At 72.1% G+C, this 15,370-nt stretch carries 19 protein-coding genes; 2 read left to right on the forward strand and 17 right to left on the reverse strand.

What is annotated here, in order from left to right; genetic code table 11:
* Positions 1 to 159: 159 nt before the first annotated feature.
* From EKH77_RS07825 to hisI, 12 genes are all read right to left on the reverse strand, one after another.
* Entirely contained in the window at positions 160 to 891 is a 732-nt protein-coding gene (locus tag EKH77_RS07825; protein ID WP_126913684.1) for a VIT1/CCC1 transporter family protein, read from the reverse strand.
* Positions 892 to 1,103: 212 nt separating this feature from the next.
* On the reverse strand, positions 1,104 to 2,060 hold the full coding sequence (gene lgt / locus EKH77_RS07830) for a prolipoprotein diacylglyceryl transferase (RefSeq protein ID WP_126913685.1): 957 nt from the start codon (positions 2,058 to 2,060) through the stop codon (positions 1,104 to 1,106).
* A gap of 91 nt (positions 2,061 to 2,151) precedes the next feature.
* A complete protein-coding gene (locus EKH77_RS07835; RefSeq protein WP_126913686.1) occupies positions 2,152 to 3,138 on the reverse strand; it encodes a hypothetical protein in 987 nt (328 codons plus the stop codon).
* A gap of 82 nt (positions 3,139 to 3,220) precedes the next feature.
* Positions 3,221 to 4,009: a DsbA family protein gene (locus EKH77_RS07840; RefSeq protein ID WP_126913687.1), complete on the reverse strand. Its 789-nt coding sequence runs from the start codon at positions 4,007 to 4,009 to the stop codon at positions 3,221 to 3,223.
* An 85-nt stretch (positions 4,010 to 4,094) separates the two neighbouring features.
* The gene (gene trpA, locus EKH77_RS07845; RefSeq protein ID WP_126913688.1) at positions 4,095 to 4,910 is read right to left on the reverse strand and encodes a tryptophan synthase subunit alpha; all 816 of its coding nucleotides are present in this window, start codon (positions 4,908 to 4,910) and stop codon (positions 4,095 to 4,097) included.
* Entirely contained in the window at positions 4,910 to 6,145 is a 1,236-nt protein-coding gene (trpB, locus tag EKH77_RS07850; RefSeq protein ID WP_126913689.1) for a tryptophan synthase subunit beta, read from the reverse strand. Before trpB ends, trpA begins: the two co-directional genes overlap by 1 nt.
* Positions 6,146 to 6,487: 342 nt before the next feature.
* Complete coding sequence (gene trpC / locus EKH77_RS07860; RefSeq protein WP_126913691.1) at positions 6,488 to 7,297, reverse strand: indole-3-glycerol phosphate synthase TrpC; 810 nt, start codon at positions 7,295 to 7,297, stop codon at positions 6,488 to 6,490.
* A 324-nt stretch (positions 7,298 to 7,621) separates the two neighbouring features.
* A complete protein-coding gene (locus EKH77_RS07865) occupies positions 7,622 to 8,041 on the reverse strand; it encodes a DUF2752 domain-containing protein (RefSeq protein WP_126913692.1) in 420 nt (139 codons plus the stop codon).
* A 122-nt stretch (positions 8,042 to 8,163) separates the two neighbouring features.
* Positions 8,164 to 8,397: an HGxxPAAW family protein gene (locus tag EKH77_RS07870; RefSeq protein ID WP_126913693.1), complete on the reverse strand. Its 234-nt coding sequence runs from the start codon at positions 8,395 to 8,397 to the stop codon at positions 8,164 to 8,166.
* Positions 8,398 to 8,507: 110 nt separating this feature from the next.
* Positions 8,508 to 9,134 (reverse strand): TIGR02234 family membrane protein, encoded by a 627-nt coding sequence (locus tag EKH77_RS07875; protein WP_240667262.1) that lies wholly within the window; start codon positions 9,132 to 9,134, stop codon positions 8,508 to 8,510.
* Between the two features lie 107 nt (positions 9,135 to 9,241).
* Positions 9,242 to 10,801, reverse strand: coding sequence for an anthranilate synthase component I (locus EKH77_RS07880; protein WP_126913695.1), 1,560 nt, complete (start codon positions 10,799 to 10,801; stop codon positions 9,242 to 9,244).
* A 27-nt stretch (positions 10,802 to 10,828) separates the two neighbouring features.
* Positions 10,829 to 11,197 (reverse strand): phosphoribosyl-AMP cyclohydrolase, encoded by a 369-nt coding sequence (gene hisI, locus EKH77_RS07885; protein ID WP_126913696.1) that lies wholly within the window; start codon positions 11,195 to 11,197, stop codon positions 10,829 to 10,831.
* Between the two features lie 34 nt (positions 11,198 to 11,231).
* Between hisI and EKH77_RS07890 the strand changes: the two genes are divergently transcribed.
* Entirely contained in the window at positions 11,232 to 11,864 is a 633-nt protein-coding gene (locus EKH77_RS07890) for a TIGR03085 family metal-binding protein (RefSeq protein ID WP_126913697.1), read from the forward strand.
* 72 nt (positions 11,865 to 11,936) lie between these two features.
* Positions 11,937 to 12,488, forward strand: a complete 552-nt coding sequence (locus EKH77_RS07895) for a DoxX family protein (protein ID WP_126913698.1) — start codon at positions 11,937 to 11,939, stop codon at positions 12,486 to 12,488.
* A gap of 120 nt (positions 12,489 to 12,608) precedes the next feature.
* On the opposite strand, the gene hisF is transcribed toward EKH77_RS07895, so the two are convergent.
* From hisF to EKH77_RS32955, 5 genes are all read right to left on the reverse strand, one after another.
* Positions 12,609 to 13,364 carry an imidazole glycerol phosphate synthase subunit HisF gene (hisF, locus tag EKH77_RS07900; protein ID WP_126913699.1) on the reverse strand — a complete coding sequence of 252 codons (756 nt, stop codon included), beginning with the start codon at positions 13,362 to 13,364 and terminating at the stop codon, positions 12,609 to 12,611.
* Positions 13,361 to 13,765 (reverse strand): RidA family protein, encoded by a 405-nt coding sequence (locus tag EKH77_RS07905; protein ID WP_126913700.1) that lies wholly within the window; start codon positions 13,763 to 13,765, stop codon positions 13,361 to 13,363. The genes hisF and EKH77_RS07905 overlap by 4 nt, the downstream gene beginning before the upstream one ends.
* Entirely contained in the window at positions 13,762 to 14,490 is a 729-nt protein-coding gene (gene priA / locus EKH77_RS07910) for a bifunctional 1-(5-phosphoribosyl)-5-((5-phosphoribosylamino)methylideneamino)imidazole-4-carboxamide isomerase/phosphoribosylanthranilate isomerase PriA (RefSeq protein WP_126913701.1), read from the reverse strand. Before priA ends, EKH77_RS07905 begins: the two co-directional genes overlap by 4 nt.
* A 73-nt stretch (positions 14,491 to 14,563) precedes the next feature.
* Positions 14,564 to 15,205, reverse strand: a complete 642-nt coding sequence (gene hisH, locus EKH77_RS07915; RefSeq protein WP_126913702.1) for an imidazole glycerol phosphate synthase subunit HisH — start codon at positions 15,203 to 15,205, stop codon at positions 14,564 to 14,566.
* Positions 15,202 to 15,369 carry a hypothetical protein gene (locus tag EKH77_RS32955; RefSeq protein WP_164737762.1) on the reverse strand — a complete coding sequence of 56 codons (168 nt, stop codon included), beginning with the start codon at positions 15,367 to 15,369 and terminating at the stop codon, positions 15,202 to 15,204. The genes hisH and EKH77_RS32955 overlap by 4 nt, the downstream gene beginning before the upstream one ends.
* Between the last annotated feature and the right edge of the window lies 1 nt (position 15,370).

Here is a 15,370-nt window from a genome sequence, read left to right on the forward strand (position 1 = left end):
GGGCGGCGCTCCGGGCTCCCTGGGATCACCAGGCCCGGCCGCGCCCGAGAGCGGTGCGGCACGGGCGGCATTGCCCGCAGCGCTACCGGATTGTGCCCTGCCCCCGGGGAAATGAAACCGGGGAGAAACACGCACGTTATACGGCAGCGCGCATAAGAATTACCCGACGGCGGTCCCGAAGGCAATACCGAGGAGATACGTCACACCGGCCGCGGCGCCGCCGAGCAGCAGCTGCCGGAGCCCGCTGAACCACCACGACCGCGCCGTCACCCGGGCCACGACCGCGCCGCAGGCGAACAGCCCGACCAGCGCGAGCAGCACGGCGGGCCACAGTTCGGTGGCCCCGAGCAGGTACGGCAGCAGCGGCAGCAGGGCACCCAGCGCGAACGAGCCGAACGACGAGACGGCGGCGACGAGCGGCGAGGGGAGGTCGGACGGGTCGATGCCGAGCTCCTCGCGGGCGTGGATCTCCAGCGCCTGCTCCGGGTCCTTCGACAGCTGCCGCGCGACCTCGCGGGCCAGCGCGGGCTCGACGCCGCGCGACTCGTAGAGCGCGGCCAGCTCCTCCAGCTCGTCCGCCGGGTGCTTGCGCAGCTCGCGCCGCTCCACGTCCAGCTCGGCGAGGACCAGCTCGCGCTGCGAGGCGACGGAGGTGTACTCACCGGCGGCCATCGAGAACGCGCCGGCCGCGAGCCCGGCCATGCCGGCGATCACGATGGCGCTGGACGAGGCGGTACCACCGGCCACGCCCGTCATCAGGGCCACGTTGGAGACCAGTCCGTCCATGGCCCCGAACACGGCGGGCCGCAGCCAGCCGCCGTTCACATCACGGTGGGTGTGATTGTCGCGGTGGGCTATGTGCGTTGCCGCGGCCGTATCGAGGACAGCCATGTCTCCAGATGCTCCCTTCCCCAGGGACGCGGACGGGTCGCCGCGTTCCCTCTCGCGTATCGCGTGTCGCGTATCGCGTACGAGTCGAAGGTACGCACGAATGGGCATGATCCGCTAGCAAGGAAGGCCGAACTTACCTCGCTGACCTGCGGCTTTACCAAAAAGCCCCCTGCGGCGAGGGCCGCAGGGGGCTGAGGTGAAGCGTGTGGGTGTCAGCGTTTGTCCGCGCCGGGCGCGGGCTTCGCGTCGGCGGCGGGCTTGGTGAGGTCGGGCTTGGAGGCACCGTCCTCGGAGGCACTGCCCTCGGACGCACCCTCCTTGGACGCACCCTCCGCGGCGGCCTCCTCGGCCGCACCGGGCTCGACGACGAGCTCCCGCCCGGGGACCCGCTTCGAGGAGATCACGAAGTAGGCGACGGCGGCGAGGAAGACCAGGATGGCGGTCCAGCCGTTGAGCCGCAGGCCCAGGAAGTGGTGGGCCGTGTCGACCCGCAGGTACTCGGTCCAGAACCGGCCGACGGTGTACGCGGCGACGTAGACCGCGAACGCCCGCCCGTGCCCCAGCTTGAACTTCCGGTCGGCCCAGATCACGAGGGCCGCGACGCCGAGGCACCACAGGGACTCGTACAGGAACGTCGGGTGGTACGTGCCGCCGATCCTGCCGATCGCCGGGTCCGGGTCGATCTTCAGCGCCCAGGGCAGATCGGTCGGCCGGCCGTAGAGCTCCTGGTTGAACCAGTTGCCCCAGCGGCCGATGGCCTGCGCCACGGCGATGCCGGGCGCGATGGCGTCCGCGTAAGCCGGCAGCGGGATCCCGCGTCGGCGGCAGCCGATCCAGGCGCCGACGGCACCGAGGGCGATGGCGCCCCAGATGCCGAGGCCGCCCTCCCAGATCTTGAACGCGCCGACCCAGTCCCGGCCCGGGCCGAAGTACAGCTCGTAGTCCGTGATCACGTGATACAGCCGCCCGCCGACGAGCCCGAAGGGCACCGCCCACACGGCGATGTCGGCGATCGTCCCGGACCGGCCGCCACGTGCGATCCAGCGCTTGTTGCCGAGCCAGACGGCGACGAAGACGCCGATGATGATGCAGAAGGCATAGCCGCGCAGCGGGATCGGTCCGAGGTGGACGACACCGGTCGAGGGGCTGGGGATGTATGCGAGATTCATGGCACCCCCGACGCTACCTTGCCGGAACGCACAGGTGGCACCCCACCCGGGGCTACGTCTGGGTAACGCGGGGCTGGATTCGCGGGCGGGCTTACGTCCGGGTGACCGTTCCGCACTGGTCGTGACGGGCTCCCAGGTCGCGGCTGCTGTCGTAGGGGTCGACGGCGGGGCCGGACCGCTCCGACTCGTCCCGCCCGTCGCCGTGACGTCCGATCCGGGGGAATTCCGGATGGATGAATCCGTCGTGGACCTCGCAGGTGGTGTTGCCGATGTCCATCACGTGCCGGCGCACGGCCAGCTTGCCGGGCTCCACCCGGAAGCGGGCGGGATCGGGGACCTCGACGTCCAGAACCCGCCGCACGATGGTGCGCGCGACCTGCCGGGACTTCTTGTCCTTCTTCGCCAACGGGTAGACGAAGGTGTAGTCGGCGTGGACGGCGACGACGCCGCCCTCGCGCTCGGCGAAGGTCATCCGGCCCCGCGTCTTGACGGTGCCGCCCACCATGCGGACCTCGTCGGGGTCGAAGCGGCTGAAGAAGCTGAGCGGGTCGTTCTCCTTGCCGGGCTTGGCGAGTCCCTCGTTCACCTTGGTGACCAACTCGTCCTGCCCCGGATCGAGCAGGGCCAGCGCGGCGGCGGGTCGCTCGCCACGCAGGGTCGCGGGGTCGAGGTTGGCGTCGACGAGGAAGTCCTTGGTCAGCTTCAGCGCCGAGGCGACCTGCTCCTTGGACGACTCCCCCACGGCCGTCGCCTCGGGCGGCACGATCCCCGCCGCGCCGTCGGCGTACTCCTCGGCCGGCGACCCGGCGAAGGGGTGGTCGAGCGTAGCGGTGTCCGCCGCCGTCGTCTCCTTCTTCTTGCCCCAGCCACCGGGTATCCGGGACCGGACGCCACCGGGATCGACCACGACCGTGGCGGCAACGGCGACGGCCAGGACGACCCCGACCCCACCGAGCACCCGGCGCCGCCGCGCGGCCCGCCCATCCATCTCCCGCCACGCGGGCCCGGTCCGCCAGCCTTCGGGATACTGCGGAGGGGTGTTCTTCTCGGAAGGCTTCTCGGACGGTCTTCGGATCACCGCAACGCTCTCTTGTCCAACGCTCCATCAGGTCAGAGGAGAACTGTAGAGGCGTGCTGAATCCCTGCGAGAGCCGCCCTCACTACCCCTTCTGCGCCGCCGCCACCAGTTCGCGGAGCTTCTGGGGCGTCAGGGGGTGGGTCGGGTCGTCGTAGAGGCTCTTGCCGTTGAGGATGACCGTGGGGGTGCCGCGGTGGCCGGACTTGCTGAAGGTGTCCTGGGACTTCTGGACCCAGCTGTTGTGGGGGCCGTCCTCGACGCACTTCTGGAAGGACGCGGTGTTGAGGCCCGGGACCTTGTTCGCGATCTCCAGGAGTTTGGCCTTCTTGCCGTAGGCGTCGACCGTCTCCGGTGGCTGGCTCTTGTAGAGCTCGTCGTGGTACGCGAGGAACTTCCCGGCGTCCTGAGCGCAGGCCGCCGCGTTGGCGGCGTACAGGGAGCCGGAGCCGCCGAGGTTCTTGTCGATGAGGGTGACCAGGGTGTACTCGGCCTTCAGCTCGCCCTTGCCCTCCAGCTCGTGGATGGTGTCGCGGAAGCCGTTCTCGAACTGGCCGCAGCCGGGGCAGCGGAAGTCCTCGAAGACGACCAGGTTCGCCTTGGCGGCCTGGTTGCCGACCGGGATGGCGAGGCTGTCCTTGCCGATGGCGCCCTGGGGGGCGAGGAGGGGGCCGGCCGTCTTGCGCTTGTTGTCCTTGCCGCCGCCGGAGCCCGCCACCAGCGCCGCGATGCCCACGCCGGCGCCCAGGACGGCGGCCACCGCGACGACCGCGATCAGGGTCCGCTTGCGCTTGGCGCGGGACTCTTCCTTCCGGCGCTGTTCCTGCAGCCGTTCGCGGGCGCTGCGCTTACCGTCGCTGTTCTTCTGGCTCACATCCCCGTACAACGAACCGGGGGCGCGGTCATACGCGCCCCCGGCCGTCGTTTCCTTCAAAAGGGGGACGTGACCCTCGAGAGGGTTACGCGCGCTTGCGTACGCCCTCCGCCAGTTCGCCCGCCAGGGAACGGACCGCCGCGATGCCCGACTCCAGGTCCGGCGCGTCCAGCAGGCGCTTGACGAACGCCGAGCCGACGATGACGCCGTCGGCGAACTGGGCGACCTCCTCGGCCTGCGTGGCGTTGGAGACGCCGAGGCCGACACAGACCGGCAGTTCGGTGACGGACCGGGTGCGGCGCACCAGGTCCTGGGCCTCGCGGCCCACCGACTCGCGGGTGCCCGTGACGCCCATCAGCGAGGCGGCGTAGACGAAGCCGCTGCCCGCCGCCGTGATCTTGGCGAGGCGGTCGTCGCGGCTGCTCGGGGCGACGACGAACACCGTGGCCAGGCCGTGCTGTTCAGCGGCCTTGCGCCAGGTCTCGGACTCCTCGACCGGCAGGTCGGGGAGGATGCAGCCCGCTCCCCCGGCGGCGGCCAGGTCGGCGGCGAAGCGCTCCACGCCGTAGGCGTCGACCGGGTTCCAGTAGGTCATGACGAGGACGGGGGCGCCCGTGATCTCGTGCGCCTCCTTGACCGTGCGGATGACGTCCTTGATCTTGATGCCGCCGCGCAGGGCGATGTCGTCGGCGGTCTGGATGACCGGGCCGTCCAGGACCGGGTCACTGTGCGGCAGCCCGACCTCGACGATGTCGCAGCCGCCGTCGAGCATCGCCGTGACGGCCCGGACGCCGTCCTCCACGGAGGGGAAACCCGCCGGCAGGTAACCCACCAGCGCGGCGCGGTTCTCGGACTTGGCCGCGGCCAGGACCGAGCCCAGCAGTTCGATGTTGCCCGCCATCACTTGGCCCCCTCGTCGTACAGCCCGAAGTAGCGGGCTGCGGTGTCCATGTCCTTGTCGCCCCGCCCGGAGAGGTTCACCAGGATCAGGCCGTCCTCGCCCAACTCGCGGCCGACCTCCAGCGCGCCCGCGAGCGCGTGGGCGCTCTCGATGGCCGGGATGATGCCCTCGGTGCGCGAGAGGAGCCGCAGGGCCTCCATGGCCTGGGCGTCGGTGACGGCCCGGTACTCGGCGCGGCCGATGTCCTTGAGGTAGGAGTGCTCGGGGCCGATGCCGGGGTAGTCGAGGCCGGCGGAGATCGAGTACGGCTCGGTGATCTGGCCGTCCTCGTCCTGCAGGACGTAGGAGCGCGAGCCGTGAAGGATGCCGGGCGTGCCCTCGGTGAGGGTGGCCGCGTGCTCGCCGGTCTCGACGCCGTGGCCGCCGGGTTCGCAACCGATCAGCCGGACGCCCTCGTCGGGCAGGAAGGCGTGGAAGAGGCCGATGGCGTTGGAGCCGCCGCCCACGCACGCGACGGCGGCGTCGGGGAGCCGGCCGGCGCGCTCGAGGATCTGGCGGCGGGCCTCGACGCCGATGACCCGGTGGAAGTCGCGGACCAGGGCCGGGAAGGGGTGGGGTCCGGCGACGGTGCCGAAGAGGTAGTGGGTGCGGTCGACGTTGGCGACCCAGTCGCGGAAGGCCTCGTTGATGGCGTCCTTCAGCGTGCGGCTGCCGGACTTCACGGAGACGACCTCGGCGCCGAGCATCCGCATCCGGGCGACGTTGAGCGCCTGCCGCTGGGTGTCGACCTCGCCCATGTAGATGGTGCATTCCAGGCCGAAGAGGGCGCAGGCGGTGGCCGTCGCCACGCCGTGCTGGCCCGCGCCGGTCTCGGCGATGACACGACTCTTGCCCATGCGCTTGGTGAGCAGCGCCTGGCCCAGCACATTGTTGATCTTGTGGGAGCCGGTGTGGTTGAGGTCCTCGCGCTTGAGGAAGACACGGGCGCCGCCCGCGTGTTCGGCGAAGCGCGGCACCTCGGTGAGCGGGCTGGGGCGGCCCGCGTAGTTGACCATCAGGTCGTCGAGTTCGGCGGCGAAGGCCGGGTCGGCCTTGGCCTTGTCGTACTCGGCGGCGACCTGGTCGACGGCGGCGACGAGGGCCTCGGGGATGAACTTGCCGCCGAACGCGCCGAAGTAGCCGGACGCGTTCGGCACCTGGCCCTCGGGGTCGGGTACGAAGAAGCCGGAGGACATGTGAGCACTCCTGGGATGTGCGGAAGTTCCGGGCGCGGGCGCGCCTAGGGGCGCGCTGCCCGGTGATGACGGAAGGTTACGGCCGGACGCCGCGACGCCATCGCATCCCGTTGATCTGACCCGGCTCACAGCCGATGTGGTACCGCACCCGGCGGCCGCGCACGCGGCGCGCGGGCGCCCGGCAGCCGCGGGGGCGGCAGCCCCGCGCGAGCCCGGCGCAGTAGTACTGCGGGGAGTCCGGGCCCTGGCCCGGCCGCCCGGATCCGGCCGCGGGCACGCCGGCGGGGGCCGGGCGTCGGCCCGGTCCCGTGCGGCGTGCGCGGCCGGTGGTCATCGTGCTCGTCAGCCCCGTCCGTGGCGCAGGGCAGGGTGGGCGCCGGCGGCGACCAGGTCGGCCACGGCCGTCCGGGGGTCGCGGCCGGTGACCAGGGACTCGCCCACGAGGACGGCGTCGGCGCCGTCGTTGGCGTAGGCGATGAGGTCGTGGGGGCCGCGGACGCCCGACTCGGCGATCTTGATGATGCCGTCGGGGATCTCGGGCGCCACCCGGGCGAAGGTGCCCCGGTCCACCTCGAGGGTCTTGAGGTTGCGGGCGTTGACGCCGATGATGCGGGCCCCGGCGTCGACGGCGCGCTGGACCTCCTCCTCGTCGTGCACCTCGACCAGCGGCGTGAGCCCGATGGACTCGGCCCGCTCGATGAGGGAGACGAGGGCCTCCTGCTCCAGCGCGGCGACGATCAGCAGGGCCAGGTCGGCGCCGTAGGCGCGGGCCTCCCACAGCTGGTAGGCCGTGACGATGAAGTCCTTGCGCAGGATCGGGATGTCGACCCGGGCGCGGACGGCCTCCAGGTCGGCGAGCGAGCCGCCGAAGCGGCGCTGCTCGGTGAGGACGCTGATGACGGACGCGCCGCCCGCCTCGTAGTCCGCGGCGAGGCCGGCCGGGTCGGCGATGGCGGCGAGGGCACCCTTGGAGGGGCTGGACCGCTTGACCTCGCAGATCACGCTGACGTTCTCGTCGCCGAGGGCGGCCGCGCCGTCCTTGGCCTGCGGGGCCTTGGCCGCGCGCTCCTTGAGATCGTCGAGGCTCACGCGCGCCTGCCGCTCCGCGAGGTCCGCGCGGACTCCGTCGATGATCTCGTCGAGCACACTCACGCGAGCGGCCCCCTTCCGGAATCGGCTGGTCAGGTCTGGTGCGGCACGACTTCACCACATCAAGCAATTGCGATGGTACTTGCCGGAGGGCGAAGGTTTCGCATCCGGTTGACGCGCATCCCGCCCATCGGACGACCGGAGGGACGTCCTCCGGTGCGCACGGTGTGTGGTGCGGGGCTCGCGCGCGGTGTTCACGTTACGTACACCGTACGCGAACGATCAGGATCGGTCCGTACCGGACCGTGTCGATCCGTGGCGATCAGAACCGGTCAGGGCCGCCGACGGGGCGGGTCCGTCACCGAACGTACGGCTTACGGGTGGGATCTACGGCACGAGTGCCGAGCCGCACGGCAGATTGCGTACGACCGTGAACAGCAGCACGATCCCGGCCAGCGCCCAGCCGTGTTCCGGCCGGAACACGACGGGCATGCCCCCTCCCGTCCGGGCCGCCCGGACCAGCCACAGCGTCCAGAGCACGGCGAACGCGGCGTACCCGGCGACGGCCAGGACGTTCGCGCCGAGCGCCGTGCCGAGGTCGCCGTGGGCCAGCGCGTGGAGGCCGCGCAGGCCGCCGCAGCCGGGGCAGTACAGCCCCGTCCAGCGCAGTAACGGGCAGGCCGGATAGGAGCCGGGACGGTTGGGGTCCACCACGCCCACCCAGGTGACGGCCGCGCCCAGCCCGGCGGCGACGCCGAGCGGCGCGGCGAGGCGGCGCGGCAGAGGCTCGAGCGGGGCGCGCGTCATACCGCGCAGTCTCCGCCCGATAGCACGAAGGCGCAGCTCAGGGCATCCGTACGGGGTACCCCGTACGGGCCCGGGCCGCGCCTCGGCGTCTCGGCGTCTCGGCGTCGAAGAGACGGGACGGATCAGGCCCCGGTCTCGGCGGCCCGCGTCTGCAGGGCCTTCTTGGGGGACTGGCCCATGCCCATCATCCGCATGACCCCGCCGACGACGCCGCCGAGGACCACGACGACCATGCCGGCCCAGAAACCGACGGGCTTGGCCATGACGACGAACGCGCCCGCGATGCAGAAGCCGATGAAGGCGATGGTGACACCGGTCCAGGCGGCCGGGGTGTGTCCGTGGTCGGTACCCGACATGAGTTGACTCCTCGTTGCTGTGGCGCGCCCGGGGGCGCGGAGATCGCTGGGGCCATTGTCCCCGACGTGCCGGGCGGCCGTGCGCCGGGGTTGGCGTCCGGCCGGGCGTGTCATCGCGCGGGGCCGCCCGTGGGGTCCTCGCCCCGGTCGAGGGCCTTCCACAGCTCCTCGGGCCGGTCCGGGTCGGCGGGGGCCTTGGCGCGGCGCGGAGCGGGCGCGTCGCCGCGCTCGTAGCGGCCGGACATGGCGGGCCACTGCGGCCCGAAGCGCAGGGCGAGCAGCCCGGCCAGGAGGAGCAGGACGCCGCCGGCGACGGCGACCCACGGCCAGGCGGTGTGCCCGACGTCGGCGATGGAGGCCCGGGTCAGGCCCGCGACCTTGGCGGCCTTCTCCTCCAGAGCGGTGGTGTCGCTCAGGCCGGTGACCGACGCGCCCACCACTCCGGCGCCGCTCATCACGAGCAGCCCGGCGACGAGGCGGCGGGCCGCGCCGCGCACGGCGAAGACGGCGACGAGCGCGGCGAGGCCGACGACCGCCAGGGCGCCGGGCAGGGCCGTGACCTCCTGGCCGCTGGCCTGCTGGGCCATGCTGATGCCGCGTTCGGCGGCGGCGGCGCCTTCGGACCAGGTGCGGCCGGTGGCCAGGAGGACCAGGGCTGCGCCCAGGGCGCCCAGGAGGAGGGCGGCGGCGACGCTCTTGCGTCCGTTGGTGCGGGAAGTGGGTACTGCTGTGGTCACGGGTACCACTATCCCTTGTCCGAGGGCGGGGGCGGTGGGCGGGTGCGGGCCGTGGGTGGGTGTGCCCACCCGTTCCGCCCTGCGGAACGCCTGCCCACACCCCGCTACTACAGCCGGTTCGCCGTGTGGACTGCTCTGAGGACCGCGCCGGCCTTGTGGCGGCATTCGGCGTCTTCCGCTGTCGGGTCGGAGTCGGCGACGATGCCGGCGCCGGCCTGGACGTAGGCGGTGCCGTCGCGGAGGAGGGCGGTGCGGATGGCGATGGCGGTGTCGGAGTCCCCGGCGAAGTCGAGGTAGCCGACGCAGCCCCCGTACAGGCCCCGGCGGGCCGGCTCCAGCTCCTCGATGATCTGCATCGCGCGCGGCTTGGGCGCGCCCGACAGGGTGCCGGCGGGGAAGCAGGCCGTGAGGACGTCGAAGGCCGTCCGTCCCGGGGCCAGGCGGCCGGTGACGGTGGAGACGATGTGCATCACATGGCTGTAGCGCTCGATCGACATGAAGTCGACGACCTCGACGCTGCCGGGCTCGCAGACGCGGCCCAGGTCGTTGCGGCCGAGGTCGACGAGCATCAGGTGCTCGGCGCGCTCCTTGGGGTCGGCCAGCAGCTCCTCGGCCAGGGCGGCGTCCTCCTGCGGGGTGGCACCGCGCGGGCGGGTGCCGGCGATGGGGTGCACCAGCGCGCGCCCGTCCTCGACCTTCACCAGCGCCTCGGGGCTGGAGCCGACCACGTCGAACGCGCCCCCGTCGCCGTCCGGGAAGCGGAAGAGGTACATGTACGGGCTGGGGTTGGTGGCCCGCAGCACCCGGTAGACGTCGAGGGCGGAGGCCGTGCAGGGGGTCTCGAACCGCTGCGAGGGCACGACCTGGAAGGCCTCCCCCGCGCGGATGCGCTCCTTGATGTCCTCGACGGCCGCCATGAAGTCCGGGCCGCCCCAGCGGGCGGTGTACTCGGGCAGCTCGGAGGCCGGCAGGGCGGTGGGCCGGGTGTCCACCGAGCGGCGCAGGTCGGCGGCCATGGCGTCGAGGCGGGCGACGGCGTCGGCGTACGCCTCGTCGATGCCGGTCTCGCGGTTGTCGTGGTTGATCGCGTTGGCGATCAGCAGGACCGTGCCGTTCCAGTGGTCGAGGACGGCGAGGTCCGAGGTGAGGAGCATGGTCAGCTCGGGCAGTCCGAGGGTGTCCTCGCCATGCTCGCCGATCTTCTCCAGGCGGCGGACGATGTCGTAGCCCAGATAGCCGACCATGCCGCCGGTGAAGGGCGGCAGCCCCTCGCCCTCGATGAGGTCACGGGGGGTGTGGAGCGTCGCCACGGTGGCCCGCAGGGCGGCCAGCGGGTCCCCGTCGGTCGGCACGCCCACGGGCGGGGTGCCCAGCCAGTGGGCCTCGCCGTCGCGCACGGTCAGGGTGGCCGCGCTGCGGACGCCGATGAAGGAGTAACGGGACCAGGTGCGGCCGTTCTCGGCGGACTCCAGCAGGAACGTGCCGGGCCGTTCGGCGGCGAGCTTGCGGTAGAGGCCCACGGGCGTGTCGCCGTCGGCGAGGAAACGGCGGGTGACGGGGATGACCCGGCGGTCCTTCGCGAGCGTACGGAAGGTCCCCGCGTCGGGGGTGACATCCCCGTCGGCCCCGCCGGGGCCGTGGGAAGCGTGTGCGGACGTGGCAGCCATGGCGCGGAGCCTACTGGCTGCGCCGGTTCAGCGGTTCAGGGGCAGCAGGTCCGCGTCGAAACAGGTCCGGGTGCCGGTGTGGCAGGCCGGGCCGACCTGGTCGACCTTGACCAGGATCGTGTCCGCGTCGCAGTCCAGGGCGACGGACTTGACGTGCTGCAGATGCCCCGAGGTGTCGCCCTTGACCCAGTACTCCTGGCGGCTGCGGCTCCAGTACGTGCAGCGGCCGGTGGTGAGCGTGCGGTGGAGGGCCTCGTCGTCCATCCAGCCGAGCATGAGCACCTCACCGGTGTCGTACTGCTGGGCGATGGCGGGGATCAGGCCGTCGACGCTCCGCTTGAGCCGGGCGGCGATGGCGGGGTCGAGGTTGGACAGGGGGCGGGTGTTGCCGGTCATGGCCCCATTGTCCCCCGCGTCGTAGGCTGACGCCATGTCAACCCATGCGCAGCGCGAACGTCTGCTCCTCGCCGATCTGTTGGAGACGGTTGGCCCCGACGCCCCCACCCTCTGCGAGGGCTGGCGGGCCCGCGATCTCGCCGCCCACACCGTGGTGCGCGAGCGGCGGCCCGACGCCGCCGCCGGCGTCGTGATCAAGCCACTGGCCGGCCGGCTGGAACGGGTGCAGGCGGAATTCGCGGCCAAGCCGTACGAGGAGCTGATCCAGCTCATCCGCACCGGGCCGCCGCGTACCTCGCCGTTCGCCCTCAAGCAGGTCGACGAGGCGGCCAACACCGTGGAGTTCTTCGTCCACACCGAGGACGTGCGCCGGGCCCAGCCGGACTGGACGCCCCGCGAGCCGGACCCCGTCTTCGCGGACGCGCTGTGGAGCCGGCTGGAGCGCACCGCCCGGCTGGTCGGCCGGAAGTCGCCGGTGGGCCTGGTGCTGCGGCGCCCGGACGGCCGGACGGCGGTCGCCCAGAAGGGCGCGCCCGTGGTGACGGTCACCGGGGAGCCCGGCGAGCTGCTGCTGTTCGCCTTCGGCCGGCAGGACGCGGCGCGGGTGGAGCTGGCGGGCGAGGACACGGCGATCGCCAAGCTGAGGGCGGCGTCGCTGGGGCTGTAGGAGGCATCCGAGGCTCGCTTCTCCTGACACCCGGGGTGACACTGGTACCGAGGGTGGAAGAAGGTGCCGATCATGGCTTTTCGGAGCAGAACGACGCACGTCTTCGCCGGGCAGGGGCGTGACCAGCCGTCGTCAGCGCTGGCCGGCTACTCCCTGGGGCTTCTGCTGCTGCGCATGATGCTCGGCATCATCATGGTCACGCACGGTACGCAGAAGCTTTTCGGGTGGTTCGACGGGGCGGGCATCGACGGCACGGCCCAGTACTTCAAGCAGGCCGGTTATCCGGCGCCGAAGGCGATGTCCGTGATCGCCGGGCTCAGTGAGTCGCTCGGCGGGGCCGGGCTGTTCCTGGGGCTGCTGACACCGCTGGCCGCGGCGGCGGTGCTCGGGACGATGGTCAACGCGCTGGGGGTGACCTGGGAGGGCGGATTCCTGCTGCCCAGCGGGGTGGAGTTCACGCTGCTGGTGGCCGTGGCGGCGGCTTCGCTGGCGCTGGCCGGGCCGGGGGCGTATGCGGTGGACCACTACCTGCCGGTTTTGCGGGCGCATCGGGTCGCTTATGGCGTGGCGGCGATCGCGCTGGCGTTGGTGGTGGGGGCGATCTTCTTGCTGATCCGGGACTAGGGCCTTTTTCTGCCCCAGTCCCGCCCCTTCCCGTTTCTTTCGGGGGCTCCGCCCCCGAGCCCCCGGTCCTCAAACTCCCCCAGCTACCGCTGGGAGGTGCCCCCAACGGGCTGAATTCAGTCAGCGCACCGGGTGCCCCGCGCCCTTCAAGGCTTCCTTGACGTCCCCGATGCGCAGGTCGCCGAAGTGGAAGACCGACGCGGCCAGGACCGCGTCCGCGCCCGCCTCGACCGCCGGGGCGAAGTGCTCCAGGCGGCCCGCGCCGCCGCTGGCGATGACGGGGACGGTGACGTGGCGGCGCACGGCGGTGATCATCTCCGTGTCGTAGCCGTCCTTGGTGCCGTCGGCGTCCATGGAGTTCAGCAGGATCTCGCCGGCGCCCAGCTCGGCGGCGCGGTGGGCCCACTCCACGGCGTCCATGCCGGTGCCGCGGCGGCCGCCGTGCGTGGTGACCTCGAAGGAGCCGGCGGCCGTGCGGCGGGCGTCGACGGAGAGGACCAGGACCTGGCGGCCGAAGCGCTCGGCGATCTCGCGGATGAGCTCGGGCCGCTCGATGGCGGCGGTGTTGACGCCGACCTTGTCGGCGCCGGCGCGCAGCAGCTTGTCGACGTCCTCGGCGGTGCGGACGCCGCCGCCGACCGTCAGCGGGATGAAGACCTGCTCGGCGGTGCGGCGCACCACGTCGTAGGTGGTCTCGCGGTTGCCGGAGGAGGCCGTGATGTCGAGGAAGGTCAGCTCGTCGGCGCCTTCCTGCCCGTAGATCCTGGCCATTTCGACGGGGTCGCCCGCGTCGCGCAGGTTCTGGAAATTGACGCCCTTGACGACCCGGCCGTTGTCCACGTCCAGGCAGGGGATGACTCGGACCGCGAGGGTCACGCCGTTGCTCCTCTGAAAGCTTCTACTTCTACTTCGACCAGCACGCGGGAGTCGACGAAGCCGGAGACCACGACCAGGGTCGCGGCGGGCCGGACGGCGTCGAAGAGCTCCTTGTGGGCGCGGCCGACCGCGTCCACGTCCCGCGCGTGGGTGAGATACATCCGGGTGCGGACGACGGACTCCGTGCCGAGGCCGAACTCCTTCAGCGCGGCGAGCGCGTTGCCGAAAGCCGTGCGGGCCTGCACATAGGGGTCGCCCTCGCCGTGGAGGACGCCGTTCACCAGCGGCATCGTCCCCGCGACATGCACCCGGTCCCCGACCGCGACGGCACGTGCGAAGCCGATCTCCGCTTCCCAAGGACTGTTCGTCTGGACGTGCCGCCGGGCCGGGGTTTCGCTCATACGGACACTGCCTCCAGGGCCTCTTCCAAGGTGAACGCCTTGGCGTAGAGGGCCTTTCCGACGATCGCTCCTTCGACGCCCTCAGGTACCAGGGTGGCGATCGCGCGCAGATCGTCAAGAGAGGAGACGCCACCGGAGGCCACGACCGGACGGTCGGTGACGGCGCAGACGTTCTTCAGCAGCTCCAGGTTGGGGCCCTGGAGGGTGCCGTCCTTGGCGATGTCGGTGACGACGTAGCGGGCGCAGCCCTCGGAGTCGAGGCGGGCGAGGGTCTCGTAGAGGTCGCCGCCGTCGCGGGTCCAGCCACGGCCGCGGAGGGTGGTGCCGCGGACGTCCAGGCCGACCGCGATGCGGTCGCCGTGCTCGGCGATGACCTTGGCGACCCACTCGGGGGTCTCCAGGGCGGCGGTGCCGAGGTTGACGCGGGTGCAGCCGGTGGCGAGGGCGGCGGCGAGCGAGGCGTCGTCGCGGATGCCGCCGGACAGCTCGACCTTGATGTCCATCGAGCGGGCGACCTCGGCCACCTGCGCGCGGTTGTCGCCGGTGCCGAAGGCGGCGTCCAGGTCGACGAGGTGGAGCCACTCGGCGCCCGCGCGCTGCCAGGTCTGAGCGGCGGCAAGCGGGTCGCCGTACGACGTCTCGGAGCCGGACTCGCCATGGACGAGACGGACGGCCTGGCCGCCGCGGACGTCGACGGCGGGCAGGAGTTCGAGGCGGTGGGTCATGAAGTGGACCTTACGGATGAGGGAGCCGGCCGGGTGTCACGGCCGTCGGCGCGGCGACGGCGGGGTGCTGCGGTCACAGCGTGTCCAGCCAGTTGCGGAGCAGAACCGCTCCGGCGTCGCCGGACTTCTCGGGGTGGAACTGGGTGGCCCACAGGGGACCGTTCTCCACGGCGGCGACGAACGGCTCGCCATGGGTGGCCCAGGTGACCTTGGGGGCGCGGATGTTGGCGTTGCCGACCTCCAGCTTCCACTCGCGCACGGCGTAGGAGTGCACGAAGTAGTAGCGGGTGTCCGCGTCGAGGCCGGCGAAGAGGGCGGAGCCCTCGGCCGGGGTGACGGTGTTCCAGCCCATGTGGGGGACGACGTCGGCCTTGAGCGGCTCGACCGTGCCGGGCCACTCGTCGAGGCCCTCGGTCTCGACGCCGTGCTCGATGCCGCGCTCGAAGAGGATCTGCATGCCGACGCAGATGCCCATGACGGGGCGGCCGCCGGACAGCCGGCGCCCGACGATCCAGTCGCCGCGCGCGGAGCGCAGCCCCTTCATGCAGGCGTCGAACGCGCCGACGCCGGGGACGAGGAGCCCGTCGGCGTTCATGGCCGTGTCGAAGTCGCGGGTGATCTCCACGTCCGCGCCGACGTGGGCGAGGGCCCGCTCGGCGGAGCGGACGTTGCCGAAGCCGTAGTCGAAGACGACGACCTTCTTCGGGGTGCTCATGACCACAGTCCTTCGATACGCAGCACGCCGGCGGCCAGGCACATGGTCGCGCCTATGCCGAGCAGCACGATCACGCCCTTGGGCATGCCCTGCTTGACGAACGAGTAGATGCCGCCGGCCAGGAACAGGCCGACGAGGATGAGCGCGGTGGACGTGCCGTTCACG

The sequence above is a fragment of the Streptomyces luteoverticillatus genome (assembly GCF_003970715.1).
Taxonomy (GTDB): domain Bacteria; phylum Actinomycetota; class Actinomycetes; order Streptomycetales; family Streptomycetaceae; genus Streptomyces; species Streptomyces abikoensis.